The sequence below is a fragment of the Bradyrhizobium sp. RDI18 genome (genome assembly GCF_043203335.1).
Taxonomy (GTDB): Bacteria; Pseudomonadota; Alphaproteobacteria; order Rhizobiales; family Xanthobacteraceae; genus Bradyrhizobium; species Bradyrhizobium retamae.
This window is the reverse complement of record NZ_JBICRN010000008.1, coordinates 63,966-84,646: the sequence shown is the minus strand read 5'-3', so window position 1 is coordinate 84,646 and position 20,681 is coordinate 63,966. Positions and strand designations below refer to the sequence as shown.

The window sequence follows — 20,681 nt, the reverse complement described above, 5'->3', positions numbered from 1 at the left end:
CCAAGTGACTATGCAATTTCGGCACCTGAGCCTTTCGGAGTTGCGCTCCAGATGGCGATCGTGATGAATGGACGAATCAGGGTGAACGACAAAAAGAGCAGCAGTCCGAGGACACCGAGCCGGATAGCCAGTTCGACCCAGGTTGCTGTGAGCCGGTTGCGGCCGCCTGAATCATGATCGGCGCTGGACATAACTTCCACTCCCTCTGGGGCCACGAGCGGGCACACTTGTGCGCCCCAGCGAACATATGTGGACGGAATGAGATGTTAATTTGCGCCAAATCGAGACTCACGCACGCCACTAACGCCGCGAAGTGAACTATCTATCACGGGTCTTTGACTGCCAACCTCGCCAACGCGATCTCACCATCGGTGACGTAGTGGTTAACGTGCTCTGTCAGGAGATCTTGACCGGATTGATATACTTTCACGGCTTCGATTGTTCGACTTTTCGTCAGCTCGGCGATGATATGGTCGCGCTCGGCATTTGTGTCCGAATCCGTGGCGTGGGTGATCTGAAAAGTGAGTCGAGTTAAGGATAGACCGGTATCTCTCGTGCCGGCACCTACCCACAGAACGCGTTCATTGTCCGGTGGCCGGTCGGTGTTTAGCCAGAAGCCCGCCGCGCCCCAAGTGGCTTGAGCGCGCGTTAGGCGCTCAAAGCCCAGAATCGTACGTGATGGCGTTTCCGCGGGCTGTTATCAATTGCCTTTTGAAAACCGATGTCCTGGCCACGTCCGAAAAGATAGAGGCTGCTAAATGGCGCGGTAGGATAAGGCGAGTTGAGTAGGAAGGCTCGGATCATGCCCTAGGAGCTTGCCAGTCCCGGTCGATCCGCTTCCGACCAGCCGAGGATTGCGAACGCCGATCGAAGCTGCTGTAGCGTACCCACGAGTGCGACGTTGACAGGGTCTCCAGGTAGTCCGTCACCTGCGATTGTGTAACTGGGCACCCGCTTGCGCTTTAAAATCTTAAGACCCAAGCGAATGACCCGCGGAAGAACAACATACGCGGCAAATCCATAAGTGATGCACAAAGCCAGAATCCAGGGCAATCTGCGGTCTGCAGTTTCAAAGACCACAAAAACGATCAACCAGATACTAAAGATGCCCAAGCCAAGAATTGCCGAGCGTCGGACGAAGCGCATGAGCATCTCACGATCTCCTCTTCCGTTAGAAACCCGGATGACCGTGTAGAGCGTGCCCCATGCCGCGGCCAGCCTCAACAGCGACGCCGAATTCGACGTGTGGAGGTCAGCATATCGGCCGACAGACGCGCCCCCCATTTAAAGTTATGGTGCAACGCAGCGTCCGCCGACGTCACCTGGCCTTGGGCGAGCGGTCCGCCTGGTGACCAATCGCGGCATTCTCGTCTGCTGGCATCTCGCGGCTTTTCGGCTACTCGGTAATGCCATGAATTAGAACACTCACAATCCGCGGACGACCGTCCGAGAAAGGAGACAATTCGTTCAACTTTTCGGTTCGCCCCTTGAGACAGTTCGCTCGAATGACTTCATCGCGAAATGAAATCTCGGAACACAGCTGCTCCCTCGTCGATGCCATAGCAGCTGCAACTATCGACCAGCGATTGTGCGTCGTGATCGAACAATTCTATCGAAAATAGCGGAGCCGCGTCAGAGTCGTCTTGCGAGCTTTCAAGCATGCGCACCTCGTAACTTCCTAGTCGCGCGAGTGAAACCATTTTCGCGGCGCCTTCCGGAATACACAGGAGCTTGATATAGGCCCGGATAATCCGCAATTTGCTGAACTCGATCTCAGATGCTGTGCACACGATCGTTCTCGGCGTTGAATATTGATGTGATGACTTCCGTCATCGCTGCGTCGTGGCACGACGACCTGTCTTCAGGAAGTGGCCTGCCGCGCGGAAGATGACATTAACCTGGCCGGCATCGGCCTGTGCCTCGATCTACGAGACAGGTTTCGGATCGCCGTCATCCGAATACTCGACGAATTTTTTGTATACCCAGCGTCCCCCACGGTTGCGCCGCCATACCATTCCCCAAACGAGCCGACCGGCAATCGATCGTCTCGGCATGATTACCCGCCAGAGATGCCAAGCATCAGACCCCTGTCGCACATCTGAACGGGCGGCAGAATTAGTTCCGCTGCTATTAGCCATCTGTGATCCGCGATATCGGAAAGACGCTGAACGGGGCGCAGCGGGCAACGGGATGGCCGGCAGCGACAAAAATGCCGCCGGCAGCCATTGAGTTGCCTAGCCGTTTGCGAGCGGCACAGCGACGTAACGGGACGCGTCACCGGAGCGAAGGCGCATCAGCACACTGCCCTTCTTATCGGTGCGGGCAGCTTCAAGCGCGTCGCTAACGTCACCGGGTTTCGTAACATTCTTTCCGGCAACCTCCAGAATCACATCGCCCTTCTTGAGCCCGCGATCGGCGGCCGCGCTCTTCGGTTCTACCTTCGTGATAACGACGCCTTCCTTGCTTGCGCCGTCTGCCTTGCCCGCCGGGGCAAGGGTGAGGCCCAGATGCGGAACGTCGGTACCTTGGGTCGGCCCTTTGCCACCGGCTTCACTGTCGGCCTTGGCTTGCTGAGCATTTGGCAGTTGACCAAGGGTCAGAGTGACAACCTTGTTCTTGCCCTTGTGCAGCACGTCCAGCTTGACAGTACTGCCAGGTGCGAAGCCCCCAATGATGCGGGCCAGTTCACGGGCATCCTTGACCGACTGACCATTTGCCGCAGTAATGACGTCGCCTGCCTCGATGCCGGCCTTTGCTGCGGGTCCATCCTTCTGGGGGTCAGCTACCAACGCGCCCTGCCTGCTTCAAACCCATGCCGTCGGCGATATCCTGGGTTACCGGCTGAATTTGAACACCGATCCAACCGCGGTTGACGCTTCCCTTGTCCTTCAGCTGAGCGATCACGTTCTTTACAGTCGCTGCCGGGATCGAAAATGCGATGCCGACGCTACCGCCGGATGGCGAATAGATCGCTGTGTTTACGCCGACGACCTCGCCCTGCATATTGAACGCCGGGCCACCCGAATTGCCCTTGTTAACGGGCGCGTCGATCTGAATGAAATCGTAAGGACCACTTCCGATGTCACGGCCGCTGGCCGAAACGATACCAGCGGTTACGCTGCCACCCAGGCCAAACGGGTTGCCGACTGCAAGTACCCAATCACCAATCCGGGCCTTGCCCGCAGAGAGCTTCGCATACGAGAAATCCGAACCGCCCTCGACCTTGATCAACGCAAGGTCTGTCCGGGGATCCGTCCCGACTACTTTCGCGGTGTAAGTCTTTCCGGCGTCCGTCGTTACTTCGACTTTGTCGGCTCCCTCGACGACGTGGTTGTTGGTAACCGCGTAGCCATCGGATGAAATGAAGAATCCGGAGCCCTGCCCCATCGTGCCACGCCGACCGTTACGCCCGGGATTTTGAAATTCGCCATTCGGTCCGCCGAACTGACGAAAGAAGCGCTCCATGGGCGAGCCCGGCTCGTCGTCGTCGTCCTTGTTGCTCGCGTCGGTCGTCTTGCCCTTCGTTGTGACTTTGACCGAGATCACCGACGGCTTCACCCGCTCCACCACATCGGCAAAGCCAAGGGGCTGGGCGACGGCGCTCGACGAAGCATTACCTACTTGGGCGTGAGCAGGGCTGCCAAAGATATTAAGGCGATCGGGCGAAGCGCTGAACCCGTACACCGCGAGCCCGGTCACTACTGATGCCATCAACATCACTTTTCGTGCCGAGAACAGGGAGCGCGTCTGCTCCCGATGAGAGGAGGAAGCAGAATTGCCTTGGTCGATCATACGAGAGCTCCAGGTTGACGATTCAGCGCGCAGTTGTGCACGCTTATGCCGCAGCCGATACGGGCTCTTGCATTACGCGATGCTGGCCATGGAATTAATGTTTCGAAATGAATCGAGAAACTGGACGATGGTTTAGAAATCACGCCACGGCCGCTATCAAGAACCGCCCTCCAGCGAAGCTGCAAATCATCAAGACCTCTTTGATGCTTGGCTCAGAGTTGTAGATCGGCTGGCGCCTGAAGTCGCCGACCCCCGCCATGGCGGAATGGTCATTCAACACCAGTTGACGAAGCGCGACAGGTTGTCGCGATGCCACCCCTAACAGATCCGCCACGCCAGATGATTTTCGCTTCTCCGAGGCCGGAAGGCCGGCGGCCAATACAGCCAGGCCGAGGCTGCACTGAGTTGTCGCGGGTGGCACGACGCATGCAAAACGACCCACGACGCCTTGCAATCTAGAGAGATGGCATTTCGCTAGTGCCAGACTTGGCGGTCCCCACGCGATCGTGCGAGGCGCTGCGGCCGCACCGGTGGGTTACGGAACGCCGACCAAGCGTTTCCGAAGGACTTTCACCAAACAAATTCCGGTACTCCACGGAAAAGCGGCCAAGCTCAACGAAACCAAATGAGGTCGCGATTTCAGTGACGGTCACGAAACGACCGCGGGCCGACAACAGCGCCCACCTTGCTTCCGATAATCTCAACATTCGCAGGCGTCGACAGGGCGGTAGGCCCCGGATCTTCTGAAAAGCCTTGCGCAGCGTTCGCTCGTTGACGGCCAGCGCTCGACACAGTGTTGGAATATCGGGCGGAGTTTGAAAGTTGGCCAAGGCTAGTCTCTCGGCCTGCTCAACCAGCTCATGGTCTGGCTTGCCCACCCGCTTTCCAAGCGTGAGGACCACGGATGGAGTGGCGTTACAATTGAACATTGCAGCAATCCCAATTGGCGAACGCGCCATTAACGGCTCACAACGGAAACACTGCATCGACAAATGTCAGATTGATATTGCCCTTTGGGGCAACTGTACGCACTGGATTGGAATGACCCGCTCGCCGGCGCTCCTGATGCGAAGGCTGTTCGGCGAACCACTGATTCTCGAACTTCCCCTCGGGGCGCCTCACATAGCAGTTGGTTTGAGTTCACGATCCAGCACGGGCGCGTGATGCCTATGCGAGCTACTTCTTTTTCGGTGCCGGCATCGGCGTTGCGAAAGTAGATCGCGGGCTGCTCGCCGCGGACCTGCCTTGTTGGCTCCGGCGTAGCGTGGAAGTTGCGCAGAGAGCGTCACGGCCGGTAGATCGAAGTCGGCCTCGCCTAGAAAAATTCCCGAGCGCCCATCAGCGGCAACTGACTTTGCAACAAAACCGACCCACATCTCACTTCGTCCGCGTTCGGTGCGGGGTCCTCCATCACCACTCCTTGAATGTCGGCTCGGCACATCCCCCACAAACCCAGGGGAAGGTCCAGTCGGCGGTTAGTCTTGCGCTCTCTGGGATGTACCGGCTCCAGACTGAAGCCTTGATCGGGTTAATCGAACGCCAGACCACGTCGAAGGTCCCTGCCAAATTGATCTTGCCGATCATGGCCGGTTTCGACAGATGGTGATTGGTGTTCATTACGATCTCAAAGCCGCTCGGTGCTTTAACTCTTTGACCGTACATCGCTTGCCGGACGGCGTTTACGTCGGCTGTGCCAGCCTGGGTTACTGCCTGCGCCCACATCCTGAAGCCGATGAAGGTGGCTTCCATTGGATCATTCGTAGTCTTGTCACGTTGCTCGTTGAAGTCAGCCCACATTTTCACGAATGCATCGTTTTCTGCCGATTTGATAGATTGGAAATAGTTCCATGCCGCGAGCTGACCGGCCAGCCCGATTGCGCCAACCTGGAGCAATTCGCGGTCGCCGACGGAGAGCGCCATCACTGGAAGGTTGTTGGCGTTCACCCGTTGGGTAATCAGCTCCCGGTAGAAATGTATGTTGGCGTCTCCGTTGATGGTCGATATGATCGCAGTCTTTTTTCCTACCGAACCGAAAGCCTTGATCTTTGCAACGATCTCGCGCCAGTCGGAATAACCGAACGGCGTGTAAATCGTTGTGATATCCTCGGGTGCTACGCCTTCGGTGGCGAGATACGCGCTCAGGATCTTGTTGGTGGTCCGCGGGTAGACATAATCAGTGCCGAGCAGAACCCATCTGCGAACCCGACCGCCTTCCTTGCTCATCAGGTAGCGAACGGCCGGAATCGCCTGCTGGCTAGGCCCCGCGCCGGTATAAAAAATGTTTCGTGAGCTCTCTTCACCCTCGTACTGCACCGGGTAAAACAAGAGGCCGTTCAGTCGCTCGAACACAGGCAGAACCGACTTCCGGGACACTGAAGTCCAGCAGCCGAAGACGACCGCGACCTTTTCCTTCTCGAGCAATTCCTGGGCTTTTTCAGCGAAGACGTCCCAGTTCGAGGCCGGGTCCACGACGACAGGCTGCAGTTTCTGACCAAGTAGCCCACCCTTGCGGTTCTGGTCCGCTATCATCATAAGAACCGTGTCCTTCAGCGCGGACTCGCTGATGGCCATCGTGCCGGACAGAGAATGCAGAATGCCTATCTTGATGATTCCTTCCGCGGCGTGAGCCGCGGGCCCAAAAAGAATGAGAAACACCGAAACCAGGCCGCGCCAGGTCCAAGCCAGTTTCATGCCGATACTCCGACAAGCCCGTAGATGCGGGTTTCTCTGGACATTCCCTTGGCGACGACCGCATCAAAAGGGTTGAACTCGAATTGATCGCGAACGCGCAAATACACGTCTTCGCTTGCAAGGATTGTCGTGCCGACCTCCTTGTTCAGCCCCTCGAGGCGGGCCGCGAGATTCACCGCGTTGCCGAGAGCCGTGTAGTTCATGCGCTCGGTCGATCCGACGTTGCCGACGACGGCTTCCCCGACGTGTATGCCGAACCGCGTGATGAAGGGCTTCCAGCCTTCTGTTGCAAACTCGGCGTTGAGCCGCTCGCCGGCGGCTTGGGCCGCAAGTGCCGCACGGCAGGCACGCGCTACATGGTCTGGCTGCGGATTGGGGGCATTCCAGAACACCATGACTGCGTCGCCGATAAACTTGTCAATCGTGCCGCCTTCGGCAAGGAAGGCTTGCGTCAGCACGGAAAAGTAACGCGACGTCTGCCGCATCAGTACGTCGGGATCGGCAGATTCCGCGATCGTGGTAAAGCCCTGGACATCGGTGAAGACCAGCGTGATTTCCTGCTTGACGCCGCCGAGCCTGGTAGAGATGGAGTTGTCAAGCACCCGGCGTACGATCTCCTTCGGAACGAAATGCGCGAACGACCATATCGCCCGCTGCGCGAGGTTCACGGTAATACCCAGGTCATGAATCTCCGCGATATTGGACGTTACCGGCACAGGATCGGGCTCGGCGAGATTCTGGAGTTTTCGTGCCTGCGCGGTAATGGCATTCAACGAAAGCGCCATGCTGCCGCCGAACATCCAGACCATTGGGATGAAGGCCGCGCCGACAACAATCGCGAGGACCAGCCCCGTGAACTGCAGCTTCCGGACGTTCTGAACAAAATCATCCTGGGCCGCCAGCAGCAATATGCTCGCGCTGTATCCTTCGCCGAGGGGGAACTTCGTCAACCTGAACAGGTAACCGTGGCCTTTGTCGTCACGAACGATTCCTTCGTTGACGTCGACGTTGAGTGATTTCTGTAGCACGGACGCAACGATTCCGGTTTTGATCCCGTCGATGTTGGGTAATTGCGATCGCGCGGGGTCAGTCATCGCGCTTGCGACGAACTCCGCAAAATCGGGGTGGGCGATGAGCGAGCCTGCTTGGTCGAAGATCATGACCGTGCCGTGCGGTCCCGGCCGCTGGGCCTGGACGAAATCGCTGAAGGTGTCGAGCTTTAGATCGGCGGCAAGCACGCCGGGCACCTTGCCCTGCAAGGGCGCGCTGACCGTAATCACGGGTGCGCCAAGGCTGTAAGAGAGATAGGGCTCGGTGACATAGGCCCGTTCCAATTTCATCGTCTGCGTGTACCAGGGCCGCGTCCGGGCGTCGTATCCGTACTTCCAGAGATCGACTTCGCCGATCTCGTTGCCTTGCCGATCCTGGAAGATCCGCCGCATCGGCAGGTCGCCGGCCGGGGTAGGTCGAACCAGATTGATCACCATATCCGCGTGTGCCGGTGCCCGCAGCCTGGCGCGCTGATCCTCGTTGAGGTCGCTAGTGCGCCGCACCTGCAACCACGCGCCATTCTCGAAGCCGGCATAGATGCTGTCCGTCTGCGGCATCTCTTGCAAAGCCGCTTTGAACAGGGGAATCGCGCGGCCCGTCTCCGATTGCTCATCCGAGTCGGCGACGCTCGAACTGGTGGCAAGCACGTTCACAAGCGAGGCAATCGCGTTCAGTTCGCCATGCAGGCGGCCCAATGCCTTGGCGCTCGCAGCGTCCATATAAGCCGAGGCCGCTTCGTGCGTCGCCCAGCTAAGCGAACGGACCTGAATAGCAATCAGCAGTGCCGCCAGCGCAACGACAAAAGCCATCACCGCCAGCGTGATCGAGGTCCGGAACGTGAACATGCCGCTGTATCAACACCGTGGGGCGACCAAGGAAATTGACCAAGGATATTTTAGAAAAGATTGTCCCTGACCACGATGTATGATGTCGATTGGCCCTTGGGCCAATGCCGATAACGCCACTTCTGCTATTGGAACCATATTGGAACCTGGCGGCATCGGATACGGCCGATGTCGGTTTTTGACCCCCATACGGCGTGACGTGGGGTGCGCCCAACTGGACGTCAGCAATTCCAAAGGGCCAGCCCTCCGTCCAGTTAAATGCGTCATACGCAGGAGCGCAGAGTGCCGGTGCCGCTATGGCCGGATGTTTCGCGCAGTGCTCCGAAATTTCTGAACAGAGCAGGACGGTAGCCTCAACGAGGACATCACGGCGCGTCCATGTACGCCATGCCTCGCCGATCATCGAGACCACAAGTCCATCTGCAGACACGTCAAAAGACTTACGTAGCTTGGCGTACCCCAATACTCTCCAGCGGAATGCATTGGGCCTTGCTGGCGGGCGAGAATTTGGACCATTGGCTCGCTAATTGTTGTCGAGCTCTGTTTTCGTCGTTCACGCAGCGCTTCTGCGATTGTCCTTGCAGTGCGGCATCGGCGTGCGCGGTAATGAGAATGGTCGGAATATCCATGCCGCGGCTGATAAGATGCTGATGGAGCTCCAGGCCGTTCATATCTGGCATCTGAAGATCGACGATCAGGCACATGGGAAGGCCGGCTGGCAACGCCGCGAGAAATTCGCTCCCGATCCGTAAGTCCGGGCACTAAAAGCGCGCGAACGCAGCAACCGACTCAACGCCTTGAGCACGGCCGGATCATCGTCCACAATGGCAATCCATGGGGAAGCTTCCGCCATGGAAGACTATTGCCGATGCACCCTGCGCTCGTCGAGTTGGCCCTTGGGCCAACAGGTGCATCTTATTTGGACAGTTTGAGCTTCTCGGCCATCCGCACAAGATCGGCGACAGTTCGAACGCCAAGTTTCTCCATCATCCGGCTGCGGTGAACCTTGATGGTCTTTTCGACCGTACCCAGCTCGCCGGCAATCTGCTTGTTGAGCCGCCCCGCCACGACATGCGTAAGCACTTCGCGTTCGCGTGGGGTCAAGGTCCTTACCTTCGCTCGCATCACGTCCAGTTCGGAACGAAGTCGACGCAACTCGGCGTCCATGGCTTCAGCGCGGGATAGCGCTTCAAACAAATCCTGGTCCTTTACCGGCTTGGTCAGGAAATCGATCGCCCCGGCTTTCATGGCACGTACGCTGGTGGGAATGTCGCCTTTGCCGGTAACGAACACGATGGGACGATGCGAGCCACTGGCGGTGGTCAACACATCCTGAATCTCCAGACCATCAAGATCTGGCATCGAAACATCGAGTACGGCGCATCCAGGAATCGCCTCGTCATGCTCTTCGAGGAATACCTGCGGCGAAGAATAGGGCTTGACGTCATAACCCTTGGCGCGGAGCAGTCGCGACAACGACTTGAGGACTCCGGGGTCATCGTCAACGAGATAAACCGTGAACATGTCTGTCATACAGAACTGACCGCAGGTTGCTGAGCGGGCAACGAAAATCCTGCGACGGCGCCACCGCCCTCGCCATTGACTAGGGTCAGCTTTCCCTGATGCGCTTTTATGATCGTCGAACAAAGGGCCAGACCCAGGCCAAGGCCATGGACCTTGGTGGTGTAGAACGGTTCGAACAGCCGGCCATTTACCTTGGGACAGATGCCGTGCCCCCGATCCTTCACGAGCACGTCTATCATTCCGGTTTTCGCCCCTCGGGTCGAGATCAGGATAGACCGCTGCGCTATCGGGGTAGCGGCCATGGCGTCCATTGCATTCATGACAAGATTGAGCAGGACTTGCTGCAACTGCACAGAATCGCTTCGCGTCAGAAACACATCGTTTTCCAGATCAAGCTTGACGCTAATGTCGCGGCCGATCAGCTCGCTGTGCAGCAGACTGATCGTCGATGTGACAAGGGAATTGATGTTGACGTTTTCCATATTTCGCTCGCCCTTCTTAAGAAGGCCACGGAGACGGTGGATCACTTCGCCCGCCCGATTATCTTCGTGCACAATGTCTTCAAGAGCGTCGCGAACTTCGGCGAGATCTGGGGACCTCTGCCTCAAGAGATGGAGCGCCGCTTGCGCATTTGACAGGATTGCAGTGAGGGGTTGGTTGACCTCGTGAGCTATCGAACCTGAAAGTTCGCCGAGTACGGACACCCGCATCAGGTGCTCAATTTCCAGACGTTGCAATGCGGTCTCAGCTTCGGCCGATTTCTGGTCGGTGATGTCGACGAAAATTCCCCCTAGCTGCTTTGGCTCGCTTTTGCTCTCCGCATACGACCGGGCGCGCATACGGATCCAACGCGTCTCACCGCTCGGCAAGACAATTCGTACGTCGCTGGCCGTGGACCGCTCCTTCCTGAAGGACTGCCGGAGCGAACGGCGTGCGGTTTCGAGATCATCCGGATGAACAGCGGCAAGGAATGCCTCCCGGGTGAGAGGTACATCACGCGGCAGCCCGAACAGCGCCCTGCCATGGTCGGTGACCCACAACTCATCCGTATCCCGGTCAAACTGCCAGAGGCCGATGTTTGCCGCAGCGGCCGCAAAGGTCATCCGCTCCTCGCTATCCTTAAGCAGTTCCTCGGCGCGCTGTCTCCTGCGCCGCTGAATTAGCAAGGCGCCCAGAATTGTCGTTTGCAACCCGAGGACGGAAAGTGCCGCAAGAACGGTGCCGCGATGCTCATCCCAGATCGTCGGCTTTTTGAACAGAACAACGGTGTCTGGAGGCAGATTCTTCTCCTTCAGATTCCAGCGCTGCATTGCCCGGTGATCGACGCGGTAGTGCTGCGCCGGGTTTGTTCGGGGCGCGAGCGTAGCCGGATCCGCGCCATCCATGATTTCGATCGCCATTTCAGCCGCTGCAACGCCGATCGACTCGAACGTCTCAACAAAACCGCCGACGGCACCCCTGCCGATAAACGTATCGTAAGGCCCGTAGAGCGGTGCAGGTGACAGCGCGGACAGATCAGCCGCGACCTGTGCCGGAACAAAAGTCTTTCCTTCGCGATCAGCAAAAAACGTCAGAAGGATCACGATCGCATCACTAGGCACCTTCGACAGTTCAGCGACGAGTTCTGAGTATGGAAGCTCGAACAGGAATGTCGTCTCGAATTTGCCGCCGCGCTCCTCGATCATCTTGCGAGCTATCGGTTGCCAACGGCGATCAGTCTCGCCGCTTCCGGCGATGACAAACAGACGGCGCGCCTCCGGCTGGAGCTTCTCCGCAAGCGAAAGCGTCTTCGCCAGATCGAACGCAGTGACGAGCCCGGTAATGCCCGGCGGCGGTCGCAACGCAGCATAGGTGTGTGGAGAGATGGATGCAAAGACGACCGGAACGTCGGGCAGCATGTCACGATGCTTGACGACAAATGGCAAAGCGTTGCTGCCGAGCGTAATCATCAAATCCGGCGGATGCTTCCCGTACTTGTCGCGAATAAAAGTCGCCGCTCGCAGCGAATGGGCCTCGTCAGTGTTTCGACCCAGATCGAGAAATTCCGCATCGATCTCAGCTGATTTCGAGTGTTCGACAAGCCGCTTTCGAGCGGCCTCGGCGATCACGCTGGTGGCGGGAAATGAGTAGTTGAAGGCGTGGAGCATAAGAATGCGCGCACGCTCCGCGGCGCGAGATTCCCCCGCGAGCAAAAAAAGGAGGCCGATGCTCCACACGACGATGCGCATCGTAGTCATTTTGAAAACGCCGCCACTCAAAACGTTACAATTGTAAATTTACAAACTCAGTAATCTGCCCGCAGGCTCACCTCGCCAAGTTGCAACCTTAGCACGTTTTTGGGAGCGTATCCTGCCCCGGCCATCCAGGATTACTGAGTAGAATCAACGGGGGTTTCCCGTCAGACAGAAACAGCGGACCGATGTCGCCGCGATGCAATTCGTGCGCGCAGGCGCCGGAGGTCCGTCCCAGTGACGCTAGCTACATCGCTTCGATGTTGGACCACGGTCGTAAGCCCTTCAGTATCTTGTCCACGTATATGGCCACTTCCCGCCACTGGTCGGGATCAGAGGCGCCGTACGACATCAGACCGCCCGAAGAAGGAAACGAACCAACCATCGAGAACGAAGGCATCTGATGCTTCAGTGTGAGTTCGATGACATCCCTCCGTACCAAGGTTGGTTGAATAATAACTGCATCCACCTTGCTTTGGCTCATTCCCTCAAAATGACCCTCGGCATTCTCCGTTGGATGCATCATTACCCGATTGATCTCGATGCCAAGGGCCGGTGCTGCGAGCTCGATCTGACTGAGAAAGGGCTTGCTGAAGGGGTCCACCGTGTTCGCCAGAACTGCAACGCGGCGAGCGGCCGGCAACGTCTCACGAATGAGTTCGACGTTCTTAGCCATGACTTCTGCAGCGATGGCCGTATTTCCGGTGATGTTACCTTCAGGCCGTGCCAGGTTCTTCACAAGTCCGGTAGCAACCGCATCGCCGACTGCCGCCATGATGATGGGAATGCTGTTCGTGGCTTGCTTCGCCGCCATGGCAGATGGCGTTTGCCAAGCGACAATAACGTCGGCTTTGAGGCGAACCAATTCACTAGCCAAATCTCCAAGGGCTGCCGCATCGCCACCCGCGGACCGCAGCTCTAGGCGAAAACTCTGGCCTTCGATGTAGCCAATTTTTCCCAGCGCTTCTCGAAGAGCTTTCAAAAAGGGACCGGGATTAGGATTCCCCAAAACGAGTACGCCGATTGTCGGAACTTTGATTTGCTGCCCAAACGCAGCAAAGGGACATATTACGGCTCCGCCGAGGCTTAAGAGAAATTCACGCCGTTTCATCCTTGTCCCTGAGAGCAATGAAGCGCGGCTATTCATTTAATTGCCCGAAGCCCAACGTGGTTTCCGGTGCCTGTTTTAGCCGCTTAACAGCTACCTGTATATCCAATTGGACCCTGCGTGATGTCCGAGTTGGGTCATTCGCGTCGATTTGGCGCGCACGGACGACTTCCGCTCCACTCCCTATGAACAGACATTGGTACCCTGCGTCGGGGTGTCTCGAATGTGCCAAAACTGGAAGTTAGCGTTTTGGCCGCCCCCAGCGCGGGGCCTGACTTCCGGGCAGTCGCGAAGTTTGTTATGCTGCGCGCCAGTCGGGGGGCCTCAAAGCACAGATTCATTGAACGCCTATGAAGAATCCATAAACGCTTCCTTGCCGTACCGGGGGGTTCGCTAAAGACGCTAGTATCAGAACAACCGATGATCAGAAGGCGGCGGTCTCCGGGTGGAAAGAATTTCACGCGATCTACGCTGCACGAAGTGACCGAAGGGTGCGATCCGCTGTGGTCAAAAGGCGAAGTTTCTTCCTTCGTAATCAGCGCGTTCTTGCTTTCGCCTCCCGCGGGCACAGACTTCACACCTAACTTCGAGACTTCCGCCATCCCGCTACACGCGCGTCCCCCTCAGAGCAGAACCATCGCTCGCCAGCGAACCAATTGATCCGAGTTTGAGCGTAGTATTCCTGTCCCGGCGTGTGATAGATGCGCTCGCCCGTGTTCTTGCTGATGTTGCCCTTGATGGGACAGCCGACAAGGGTTGGCCCGAACTCCGAAGCGGCGATGATGCCGCCGACAGCAGTCAGTCCGATTATCGTGGGGGCGTGGGCCATTGGATGCGCGTTCTCAGACTGCGGGATCTTGATCTGGTTGCGTTTGAAACGGACTATCGCCGACAATCGTTAAGTAATGAAATCCTCGTTTCCTCGCATTTTATGATTTAGCTCCAAAAGGCGAAATGCTGTAGAGAAAGCGATAAATGTGTAACCTATACAGCATCACCGCGAACCAAGCCGCCATCGCAGCGCTCTTCCGCGTCATTAATCGTTACGTCAGTAACCTCGCGCCGATGCCCGGCGTCTTCCCGGACTACCCCGCGCCGGTGATCCGCAACACGGACAGCGGCACCGAGATGACGTTGATGCGCTGAGGCATGCCACCACCGCCGCGCACGTGCGGTCCGCCGGTCACGAACATCCGCAACACGTTCTCACCGCATTGGCGCATGTGGCTGAAGCCGGCGAACCGCTGCTTGGTCCCAGCCAACAGCTTCGCCGAATACGCCCCTGAGCCGAACCCGGAAACCAAGAAAAAGGACGTGGTCTGGTTTGCACTCAACGAGGAGCGACCGTTGTTCGCCGTCGGGGGCATCTGGACCGAGTTCAAGGACGACCGGGGTACGAAGTCGAAACCTATTCCGGGACCACACAACGTCTATGGCTTTCTCACAACGTCGCCTAACGCCATCGTTGAGCCGATCCATCCCAAGGCGATGCCGGTAATCCTGCAGACAGACGAAGAGCGCGATGTTTGGATGCGTGCGTCGTGGGATGAGGCCAAGGTGCTGCAGCGGCCGTTCGCGAATGATGCGCTGAAGATCGTCATGCGGGGAGCGGACAAGGAAGATCGTCAGCGGCGTAAAACCTCACTGAGAAAGGGTGATACTATAGGCTTTCCCCGCCACTGCCGAGGGGGAGTACATCGATGAGCATCCGTACTACTGCCGCCCGAGCGGCTTTGGTGTTCGTTATAACCATAGTTTCTGGCGCCGCGTTCGCCCAAGGGGCCGTCCCAGCGAAGCGACCAACCGTTGGCGGCAAACCGATTGTTCAAGTAAAGCCGACCGCGCCGATGGCCTGCAAGCTCGTCGGAACGGTCAAGGGCACCAAGCTCCGGGCCGGTGAGTGCATGGCGGCGCCTGAACTGAGAACAACCACCCCGCCGGAAGATAAGGCGCCAACGCCGTCGCCGGAGAAAGAGACTGTTCCGAAGGGTCAGGAATAAGGACATGAGGAAACAAGCGCGGCCTAGTGCACCGTTCCGTAATGCGGGGGATAGATCGCAGTCTGGCCGGCGATGAATTGTGAACCATTTCACAAATCTGACGCGTGAAGTGAGATAGAGATCGATCTTTCGCCAAGCGGCAAAGATAAATTTATGGGGCGCAAGTGAAACGCGAGCTGTCAGCATTGGAGCAGCAGGCGGCCGACTCGCTGCGTCGGGCGAGAAGGCTCCCTGTTGGCGCCGATCGGAACGACTTACGGCAACTTGCCACGGGGCTTCTCTGGCTGCACCGCAACGGCATGGATGCCTTGACGAGACGACGCCTCGAAGACGATTTTGACGGTGGCTCAATCGATCCTAGCGGCGATCACCAAGCTACATTTGCACAAGAAACGGTTGCTAACTATCGGGCTGATTGATCGCCGATTGATCGCACTGGGCATCGCGGGCTTAGCGCATCTCAACGCAACTACCCTAATGACCCAACCACGAGCCCGATGGATCGATTGGGACCGGCTAAGCGCTCCAGTGGCCGGAACGAACCGGCCGGTGTAAGCTTGATCTCCTTTCGGGTACCTGTTGCGTTGGAGTATTGCCATGCCCAGAACGGGCTGGTCGCCGAGTACCGTTCCTTACGGCGCGGATCAGACGGTCTATCTAGTGATCGACCGCTTTAAGAATGGCGCCGTGTATCGCGAGACCGAGATCGAGCGCACGGACCTCGAAACCATCATCAGCGATTTTATGACCGGGCAGTTCAATGATCCGGTTCGCGTCGTCGCCTTCAACACGTTGGAGCATTGGGCGGACGACGTTTCCAAAGATGTCGCTCAAGAAATACAGACCCGGTGCGACATTGCTGGTGAGCCCGTGCCCGAGCATATCCAAGACTTCGTTGATACCTATGCTGGCCCGACGCGGCAGCTATCGTTGCGACTGTGAGCGGCGGAAGAATGCAGGGCATTTCAGCGCAAAAAGCCCGCGCGGAGAAGCGGCCCCAGCAGCGGAGGCTGGGAGGCTGGCTGGGACCGCGCCCATTCCAACCGCCAGCAACGCGGAAACAAGCGGCCAACGGTCAGCCAAATTACCGCCGCACGCGGTGTAACGTCAGATCGCTGTGATAATCGGCGATACGCTGCCGGCGTTTTAGGAACAACCGTATCCCCGAACCCGTTTCGTTTGCGGGCCACGCGGTACGGTTACCGATGGCCCCGGCACGGCCCCGGCCTCAACAACATGCCCCCGAGAAGGCGCGGGGCCGTGTCCGCCAATACCGTGCAGTGGCGGTGACGACCCCGGCTGAGCACGGGCGGGCTGTAACGCCACCAAAGCGGACATCAGCTAGTGCAATCGCAACGCCCGGTTAGTGCCAACAGACTGACGTTTGGAAACAAACGAGCTCGCCAACCGCCCTCACTCGACGAGATCGCAGCGCACAAAACTGACGCTGACCCTAAAGGGCTCCAAATCTCGATTGGCTTCCTGCTTGGTCGGACCATGCCAATGCGTCTCGAAGGCTTCAGGACTTGCATAGATTTCGTACAGCATGACTGTGTCGGCTTGGTCATGCGGTACCATTATCTCGAACTTCAGCGTACCCGGCTCCGTTGCAAGGTACGTTTGAGAGTGAGCCCTCATGTGGTTGAGGTACTCTTCTCGCTTGCCCGGAACGGTCTTGATGGTTGCGACCACTGCAAGTTTGGCCATGTGCCTCAATCTCCAGTCCTGCAAATTAGGACTCAGTCAAAGCTTGTTGGCAACTAAAGCGTGACCTGAACTCAGCGCGGACCGAAAGTCTGCTGCGGGTCAAAAGCGCCTTTTGACCACCGGCCGGTCGCTTCCGGTTTACCTCGGTCAGCGGACATTCGCAGGGCGCGTCGGCATGTCGCAAAGGGGCCAACAGCAGACCCCGCGCGGTTGGCCGCCACATAGGAAATTGGCGCACAATCGCAACAAATAGGCGTTCAAATACAAGATTTCGATCCGATCAATCGCTAAGGCATTGTCGCCGAAGTATCGAATGACTGCGGCCTTCTCAGCTAAGGACTGTAGCCCCATATGGATCGGTACGATTTCCTTGTCCTGGCTTCAGTCGCTTCGGTTTTCGGCCTGAGCATCGCCGTCATATGGCTGATCGTTTGGTGATGACGATCAGCCTGCCGAGCCACATCACGTCGCGTTCTTGTGACACAAGACCGCCTCAGTTGGCTATGACTGCCAGCAAACCCCTAGCCACCTCGCCCTCCCTTCGGCGTGTTCGTAGGTTGGGGAGAAGCTGCGGCTAAACGAAATTGCCGCGGCGTCATATCGGTCCAACGCTTGAACGCGTGGTTGAAAGAGCTGACCTCGCGATATCCCAGTAGCCATGCAATTTCGGAGACCGGCAGATCGCGCTCGGCAAGGTAGCTCTTTGCAAGAGCTGCTCTTGTCTCCTCCAATAATTCGGTAAATGCCACACCCTCTTCGCGGAGCTTGCGTGACAGCGTTCGCGTGCTCATGGCGAGCCGTTTGGCGACGTTCGATATACTTGCTCTGGCGTGTGGAAGCAGCTGCGGCAGAACTCCCTCCACGGCCGATCGAAGAGCCCCGCGCTCCTTCGGATGGTCGGCGAGTGCTGCCTCTGCGTATCGCCGCAGCAGATCGTTCAAATAGTTGTCACGGCCAACAATGGGGAGGGATGCCACTGGCGCTGGGAAAATGATCTCATCCCTATCTGCGCAAAATTCAACATCGCACCCAAAAAGCTCTTGAATTCCGCAGGCATTTCATCGCGCCGATGTCTGATCCTCAAATGGCGCAGCGCCAGCCTAGTGGCTGTCACTTGCCGGCAAATCCGCACCATCGTCACCAGCCAGAACTCGATCTGGTGCCGGTCTGACTTCCTGTCGATATCGACATAGTCGAGTGCAATGGAGACCGTTCGGTCATCCTGCCTCACCTGAAGGCGGACTCCTTCATTCATGACCGTGCAATAGCGCTTCGCGTTCAGCAGAGCGTCGGCAAATCGTTCCGATGATGCGATCACATAGTAAACCAACCCGATCTCGCGGAGATCGAAACTGCGGGCCAGGTGAAATCCGAGGAGTCCATCCTGAAGTTCTTCGGATGCCAACTCCAGGATCCTGATTTGCTTGGGGACCTCAAGTCGTATGGCGTCATCATAGACCTGCTCGGGCCTTGCCCTTACCTTGGCGATAACGGCCGCAGGGTCCTTACCAAGTTCGCGCAGCCGCGCGCATGCGAGCCGCGCGATAGCTCCGGTGGCACTTGGTATCGAGTAAAGCCTCTTGTTTTGGCTGGAGGGCATGAAATCGCCGATTTGGGTCTATTCGTGGTGCCTTGCGGCTCCAAGATCAAATGATTGGCCCGTCGAAGCGCCGTTCGGCGCGCTCGTCCGCCACGGAGCCTGTTAACCGCGCCGCGAGCGACAATGCTGCGATGCCAGCAATTATTGCAATGAGCTCTCGCCGACGCATCAGTCCATGCCCCTGCTATGTATCACACTGGAGCGTAGAACCTTTAAGGGAGACATCCAAGAGATCGAATGTCCGCCTTAGGTCAATCGCGTCCTTCTAACCGTGCGCTGACCACTTCCGGTCTGCCCCGATAAGCAGATAATCTTCGGAGGCCTCTGAACTTCGCATTGGTGCCAGATTCGAAATGGCTAACCGAGCCAGCGCGTCGGCCATCCGGTTGAACCTTCTCGCAGTGCCGATGACCCACAGAAACGGGTTTGGGGGAACGGAGGTTCCCATGACCAGTTCGAATGGACGCCGGCCGACACGCCTTTATCGATTGATCCTAACTCCCATGATGGGATTGAGTGCGGTTGCTCTTCTCGAGATTGGCACGGCCAATTCGCATGACCCGATGCGACCAGAACTCAATGCGTGGTTCAAGAGTCTCAAGAATAAGGTAGGCGAGCCGTGCTGCGACACCGGCGACGGCCAGCACGTGGAGGCCGAGTGGGATATGATGAAGGGCGGGTATAAAGTCTTATTGAAGGATCCGCATAGGCCAACCGAGCCGGGGCCAATGGTTCGACGTGCCATACTCCGCCGTGATCGACCATCCGAACCTCAGCGGCATCGCGATGGTTTGGTGGTCGCCGTCCTACACCGATGGAAGAATGACCCCTATATGGCGTTGCTTCATTCCGGGACCGGGGGGATGATCTGAGTAAAGACGCCCGTAAGTCCGCTGTGGGTCCAACTACAGACCTTTGACGCGCCCACCGTCGAGGTCCACTTTACCCCTGTGACCGGACATCGACTGCCTAACTAGGCAGGTCCGTTTCGTGCCAGGAGTCGGCTATCGCGTTCCCTGCGTCACCTCGTCCCCTTCCCTTCGGGAACCTCCTCGGGGGTTCGTCTAGATGGACGTGACGTGGAGACGCATTTGGAGACAGCAACTCTCGGCTCTCCGATCGGGTTTGACTTAGGGCGTCGCGATCACGATCGAGGGCGAGAATATGTACTGGAGTTAGGTGATGGAAATGCGCCCCAGAAATGCCAAGCTGTCGGTGCGTCAGGGACCGGCTTCGCAATCAGCGTCGAGGAAAGCGATGGACGTCCGCGCCTGGCTGGAGGCTCACAACCTCGGACAGTATGCAGAAAGGTTCGCGTCGAACGATATCGACGCGCAAGTCTTGTGTACGCTGACAACTGACGATCTCAAGGACCTCGGCGTCGCGTCCCTGGGTCACCGCAAGAAGCTGCTGGCCGCTATCGCGGAGTTCGACGCCTCGGCGACAACATGGGAGTCGATGCCTGGCGCGGCGCCACCTGGGAGCTATACGCCGGATCACTTGGCGAGACAGGCGAGCGGAAGCACATCGCGGTGCTGTTTGCCGACATCAAAGGCTCGCTCGAGATCATCGAAAGCACCGATCCGGAAGGAGCAAGCCGCATCCTTGATGGGGCAATCCGAGTGATGATGGATGCCGTGCATCGCTATGAGGGCACGGTCAACAAGGTTATGGGCGACGGTATTATGGCGCTGTTCGGGGCACCGATTGCGCACGAGGACCATGCGGTGCGTGCCTGCTACTCGGCGCTGGCAATTCAACAGGCGATGCGCACCCAGGCCGGCCAAGCACGCGGCGGCATAGGGGTTAGCGCGCGCGTCGAGCTGCACTCTGGCGAGGTGCTGGTGCGCGCGATCGGCAACGATCTCAGCATTGACTACGATGCAGTCGGCCCCGACCGTGCATCTAGCGAGCCGAATGGAACAGCTGGCGAGCCCGGGCACCATCAGGCTGACCTCGGCGACCGCCAATCTCGCCGAGGGATTCGTCGACCTCAGGTCGTTGGGGCAAGTGCCGGAAGGGCCTTTCGCAACCGATCGAGGCCTTCGATCTCACAGGGGTCGGTGCGGCGCGCACGCGCCTGCAGGCATCGACCAGCCGTGGCCTCAGCCCCTTCGTCGGCCGCAGTGAGGA

18 protein-coding genes and 4 pseudogenes are annotated in these 20,681 nt (G+C 58.0%); 7 read left to right on the top strand and 15 right to left on the bottom strand.

Annotated features, from left to right (window positions below; genetic code table 11):
- Positions 1–8 precede the first annotated feature (8 nt).
- The 12 genes and pseudogenes from ACFXS9_RS09020 to ACFXS9_RS08965 form a co-directional block, all read right to left on the bottom strand.
- The gene (locus ACFXS9_RS09020) at positions 9–191 is read right to left on the bottom strand and encodes a hypothetical protein (protein WP_392687687.1); all 183 of its coding nucleotides are present in this window, start codon (positions 189–191) and stop codon (positions 9–11) included.
- A 134-nt stretch (positions 192–325) separates the two neighbouring features.
- Complete coding sequence (locus ACFXS9_RS09015) at positions 326–574, bottom strand: LssY C-terminal domain-containing protein (RefSeq protein ID WP_392699687.1); 249 nt, start codon at positions 572–574, stop codon at positions 326–328.
- Between the two features lie 74 nt (positions 575–648).
- Positions 649–1,146: pseudogene (locus tag ACFXS9_RS09010) on the bottom strand (LssY C-terminal domain-containing protein).
- A 1,088-nt stretch (positions 1,147–2,234) separates the two neighbouring features.
- Positions 2,235–3,792 (bottom strand): annotated as a pseudogene (locus tag ACFXS9_RS09005) (Do family serine endopeptidase).
- A gap of 455 nt (positions 3,793–4,247) precedes the next feature.
- Entirely contained in the window at positions 4,248–4,721 is a 474-nt protein-coding gene (locus ACFXS9_RS09000; RefSeq protein WP_392687684.1) for a helix-turn-helix domain-containing protein, read from the bottom strand.
- Between the two features lie 481 nt (positions 4,722–5,202).
- Positions 5,203–6,483, bottom strand: coding sequence for an urea ABC transporter substrate-binding protein (gene urtA, locus ACFXS9_RS08995; RefSeq protein ID WP_392687681.1), 1,281 nt, complete (start codon positions 6,481–6,483; stop codon positions 5,203–5,205).
- Entirely contained in the window at positions 6,480–8,378 is a 1,899-nt protein-coding gene (locus ACFXS9_RS08990) for a cache domain-containing protein (protein WP_392687678.1), read from the bottom strand. Before ACFXS9_RS08990 ends, urtA begins: the two co-directional genes overlap by 4 nt.
- Positions 8,379–8,818: 440 nt before the next feature.
- Positions 8,819–9,082, bottom strand: coding sequence for a response regulator (locus ACFXS9_RS08985; RefSeq protein WP_392687675.1), 264 nt, complete (start codon positions 9,080–9,082; stop codon positions 8,819–8,821).
- Positions 9,083–9,293: 211 nt separating this feature from the next.
- On the bottom strand, positions 9,294–9,911 hold the full coding sequence (locus ACFXS9_RS08980; RefSeq protein WP_392686661.1) for a response regulator transcription factor: 618 nt from the start codon (positions 9,909–9,911) through the stop codon (positions 9,294–9,296).
- A complete protein-coding gene (locus ACFXS9_RS08975) occupies positions 9,908–12,130 on the bottom strand; it encodes an ABC transporter substrate binding protein (protein ID WP_392687673.1) in 2,223 nt (740 codons plus the stop codon). The genes ACFXS9_RS08980 and ACFXS9_RS08975 overlap by 4 nt, the downstream gene beginning before the upstream one ends.
- 250 nt (positions 12,131–12,380) lie before the next feature.
- A complete protein-coding gene (locus ACFXS9_RS08970; protein ID WP_392687670.1) occupies positions 12,381–13,244 on the bottom strand; it encodes an ABC transporter substrate-binding protein in 864 nt (287 codons plus the stop codon).
- A gap of 577 nt (positions 13,245–13,821) precedes the next feature.
- Positions 13,822–14,136 (bottom strand): hypothetical protein, encoded by a 315-nt coding sequence (locus tag ACFXS9_RS08965; protein ID WP_392687667.1) that lies wholly within the window; start codon positions 14,134–14,136, stop codon positions 13,822–13,824.
- 80 nt (positions 14,137–14,216) lie between these two features.
- Here ACFXS9_RS08965 and ACFXS9_RS08960 point away from each other — a divergent pair.
- The 4 genes and pseudogenes from ACFXS9_RS08960 to ACFXS9_RS08945 all read left to right on the top strand — a co-directional run bounded on the left by ACFXS9_RS08960 (position 14,217) and on the right by ACFXS9_RS08945 (position 16,183).
- A pseudogene (locus ACFXS9_RS08960) lies at positions 14,217–14,945 on the top strand (SOS response-associated peptidase).
- Entirely contained in the window at positions 14,942–15,241 is a 300-nt protein-coding gene (locus ACFXS9_RS08955; RefSeq protein ID WP_392687664.1) for a hypothetical protein, read from the top strand. The pseudogene ACFXS9_RS08960 and the gene ACFXS9_RS08955 overlap by 4 nt, the downstream one beginning before the upstream one ends.
- Positions 15,242–15,405: 164 nt before the next feature.
- Positions 15,406–15,660 carry a hypothetical protein gene (locus ACFXS9_RS08950; protein WP_392687661.1) on the top strand — a complete coding sequence of 85 codons (255 nt, stop codon included), beginning with the start codon at positions 15,406–15,408 and terminating at the stop codon, positions 15,658–15,660.
- A gap of 178 nt (positions 15,661–15,838) precedes the next feature.
- Complete coding sequence (locus tag ACFXS9_RS08945; protein WP_392687658.1) at positions 15,839–16,183, top strand: hypothetical protein; 345 nt, start codon at positions 15,839–15,841, stop codon at positions 16,181–16,183.
- A gap of 471 nt (positions 16,184–16,654) precedes the next feature.
- Here ACFXS9_RS08945 and ACFXS9_RS08940 read toward each other — a convergent pair whose 3' ends face one another.
- From ACFXS9_RS08940 to ACFXS9_RS08930, 3 genes are all read right to left on the bottom strand, one after another.
- Entirely contained in the window at positions 16,655–16,948 is a 294-nt protein-coding gene (locus ACFXS9_RS08940) for a putative quinol monooxygenase (RefSeq protein ID WP_392687655.1), read from the bottom strand.
- A 521-nt stretch (positions 16,949–17,469) separates the two neighbouring features.
- On the bottom strand, positions 17,470–17,889 hold the full coding sequence (locus tag ACFXS9_RS08935; RefSeq protein WP_392687652.1) for a helix-turn-helix transcriptional regulator: 420 nt from the start codon (positions 17,887–17,889) through the stop codon (positions 17,470–17,472).
- Positions 17,886–18,548 (bottom strand): AraC family transcriptional regulator ligand-binding domain-containing protein, encoded by a 663-nt coding sequence (locus tag ACFXS9_RS08930; RefSeq protein WP_392687649.1) that lies wholly within the window; start codon positions 18,546–18,548, stop codon positions 17,886–17,888. The genes ACFXS9_RS08935 and ACFXS9_RS08930 overlap by 4 nt, the downstream gene beginning before the upstream one ends.
- A gap of 446 nt (positions 18,549–18,994) precedes the next feature.
- Here ACFXS9_RS08930 and ACFXS9_RS08925 point away from each other — a divergent pair, with 446 nt between their 5' ends.
- From ACFXS9_RS08925 to ACFXS9_RS08915, 3 genes and pseudogenes are all read left to right on the top strand, one after another.
- Complete coding sequence (locus ACFXS9_RS08925) at positions 18,995–19,420, top strand: hypothetical protein (protein ID WP_392687646.1); 426 nt, start codon at positions 18,995–18,997, stop codon at positions 19,418–19,420.
- Positions 19,421–19,730: 310 nt separating this feature from the next.
- Positions 19,731–20,174, top strand: a complete 444-nt coding sequence (locus tag ACFXS9_RS08920; RefSeq protein ID WP_392687643.1) for an SAM domain-containing protein — start codon at positions 19,731–19,733, stop codon at positions 20,172–20,174.
- Positions 20,081–20,380, top strand: a pseudogene (locus tag ACFXS9_RS08915) (adenylate/guanylate cyclase domain-containing protein); the annotation flags it as partial. The gene ACFXS9_RS08920 and the pseudogene ACFXS9_RS08915, both read left to right, overlap by 94 nt.
- Positions 20,381–20,681: the final 301 nt, after the last annotated feature.

What these genes read in the sequence shown, in the direction of transcription:
- ACFXS9_RS09020 (WP_392687687.1), bottom strand. Translation starts at nt 191, where the DNA reads ATGTCCAGCGCCGATCATGATTCAGGCGGCCGCAACCGGCTCACAGCA.
- ACFXS9_RS09000 (WP_392687684.1), bottom strand. Translation starts at nt 4,721, where the DNA reads ATGTTCAATTGTAACGCCACTCCATCCGTGGTCCTCACGCTTGGAAAG.
- urtA (WP_392687681.1), bottom strand. Translation starts at nt 6,483, where the DNA reads ATGAAACTGGCTTGGACCTGGCGCGGCCTGGTTTCGGTGTTTCTCATT.
- ACFXS9_RS08990 (WP_392687678.1), bottom strand. Translation starts at nt 8,378, where the DNA reads ATGTTCACGTTCCGGACCTCGATCACGCTGGCGGTGATGGCTTTTGTC.
- ACFXS9_RS08985 (WP_392687675.1), bottom strand. Translation starts at nt 9,082, where the DNA reads ATGTGCCTGATCGTCGATCTTCAGATGCCAGATATGAACGGCCTGGAG.
- ACFXS9_RS08980 (WP_392686661.1), bottom strand. Translation starts at nt 9,911, where the DNA reads ATGACAGACATGTTCACGGTTTATCTCGTTGACGATGACCCCGGAGTC.
- ACFXS9_RS08975 (WP_392687673.1), bottom strand. Translation starts at nt 12,130, where the DNA reads ATGCGCATCGTCGTGTGGAGCATCGGCCTCCTTTTTTTGCTCGCGGGG.
- ACFXS9_RS08970 (WP_392687670.1), bottom strand. Translation starts at nt 13,244, where the DNA reads ATGAAACGGCGTGAATTTCTCTTAAGCCTCGGCGGAGCCGTAATATGT.
- ACFXS9_RS08955 (WP_392687664.1), top strand. Translation starts at nt 14,942, where the DNA reads ATGAGCATCCGTACTACTGCCGCCCGAGCGGCTTTGGTGTTCGTTATA.
- ACFXS9_RS08945 (WP_392687658.1), top strand. Translation starts at nt 15,839, where the DNA reads ATGCCCAGAACGGGCTGGTCGCCGAGTACCGTTCCTTACGGCGCGGAT.
- ACFXS9_RS08940 (WP_392687655.1), bottom strand. Translation starts at nt 16,948, where the DNA reads ATGGCCAAACTTGCAGTGGTCGCAACCATCAAGACCGTTCCGGGCAAG.
- ACFXS9_RS08930 (WP_392687649.1), bottom strand. Translation starts at nt 18,548, where the DNA reads ATGCCCTCCAGCCAAAACAAGAGGCTTTACTCGATACCAAGTGCCACC.
- ACFXS9_RS08925 (WP_392687646.1), top strand. Translation starts at nt 18,995, where the DNA reads ATGACCAGTTCGAATGGACGCCGGCCGACACGCCTTTATCGATTGATC.
- ACFXS9_RS08920 (WP_392687643.1), top strand. Translation starts at nt 19,731, where the DNA reads ATGGAAATGCGCCCCAGAAATGCCAAGCTGTCGGTGCGTCAGGGACCG.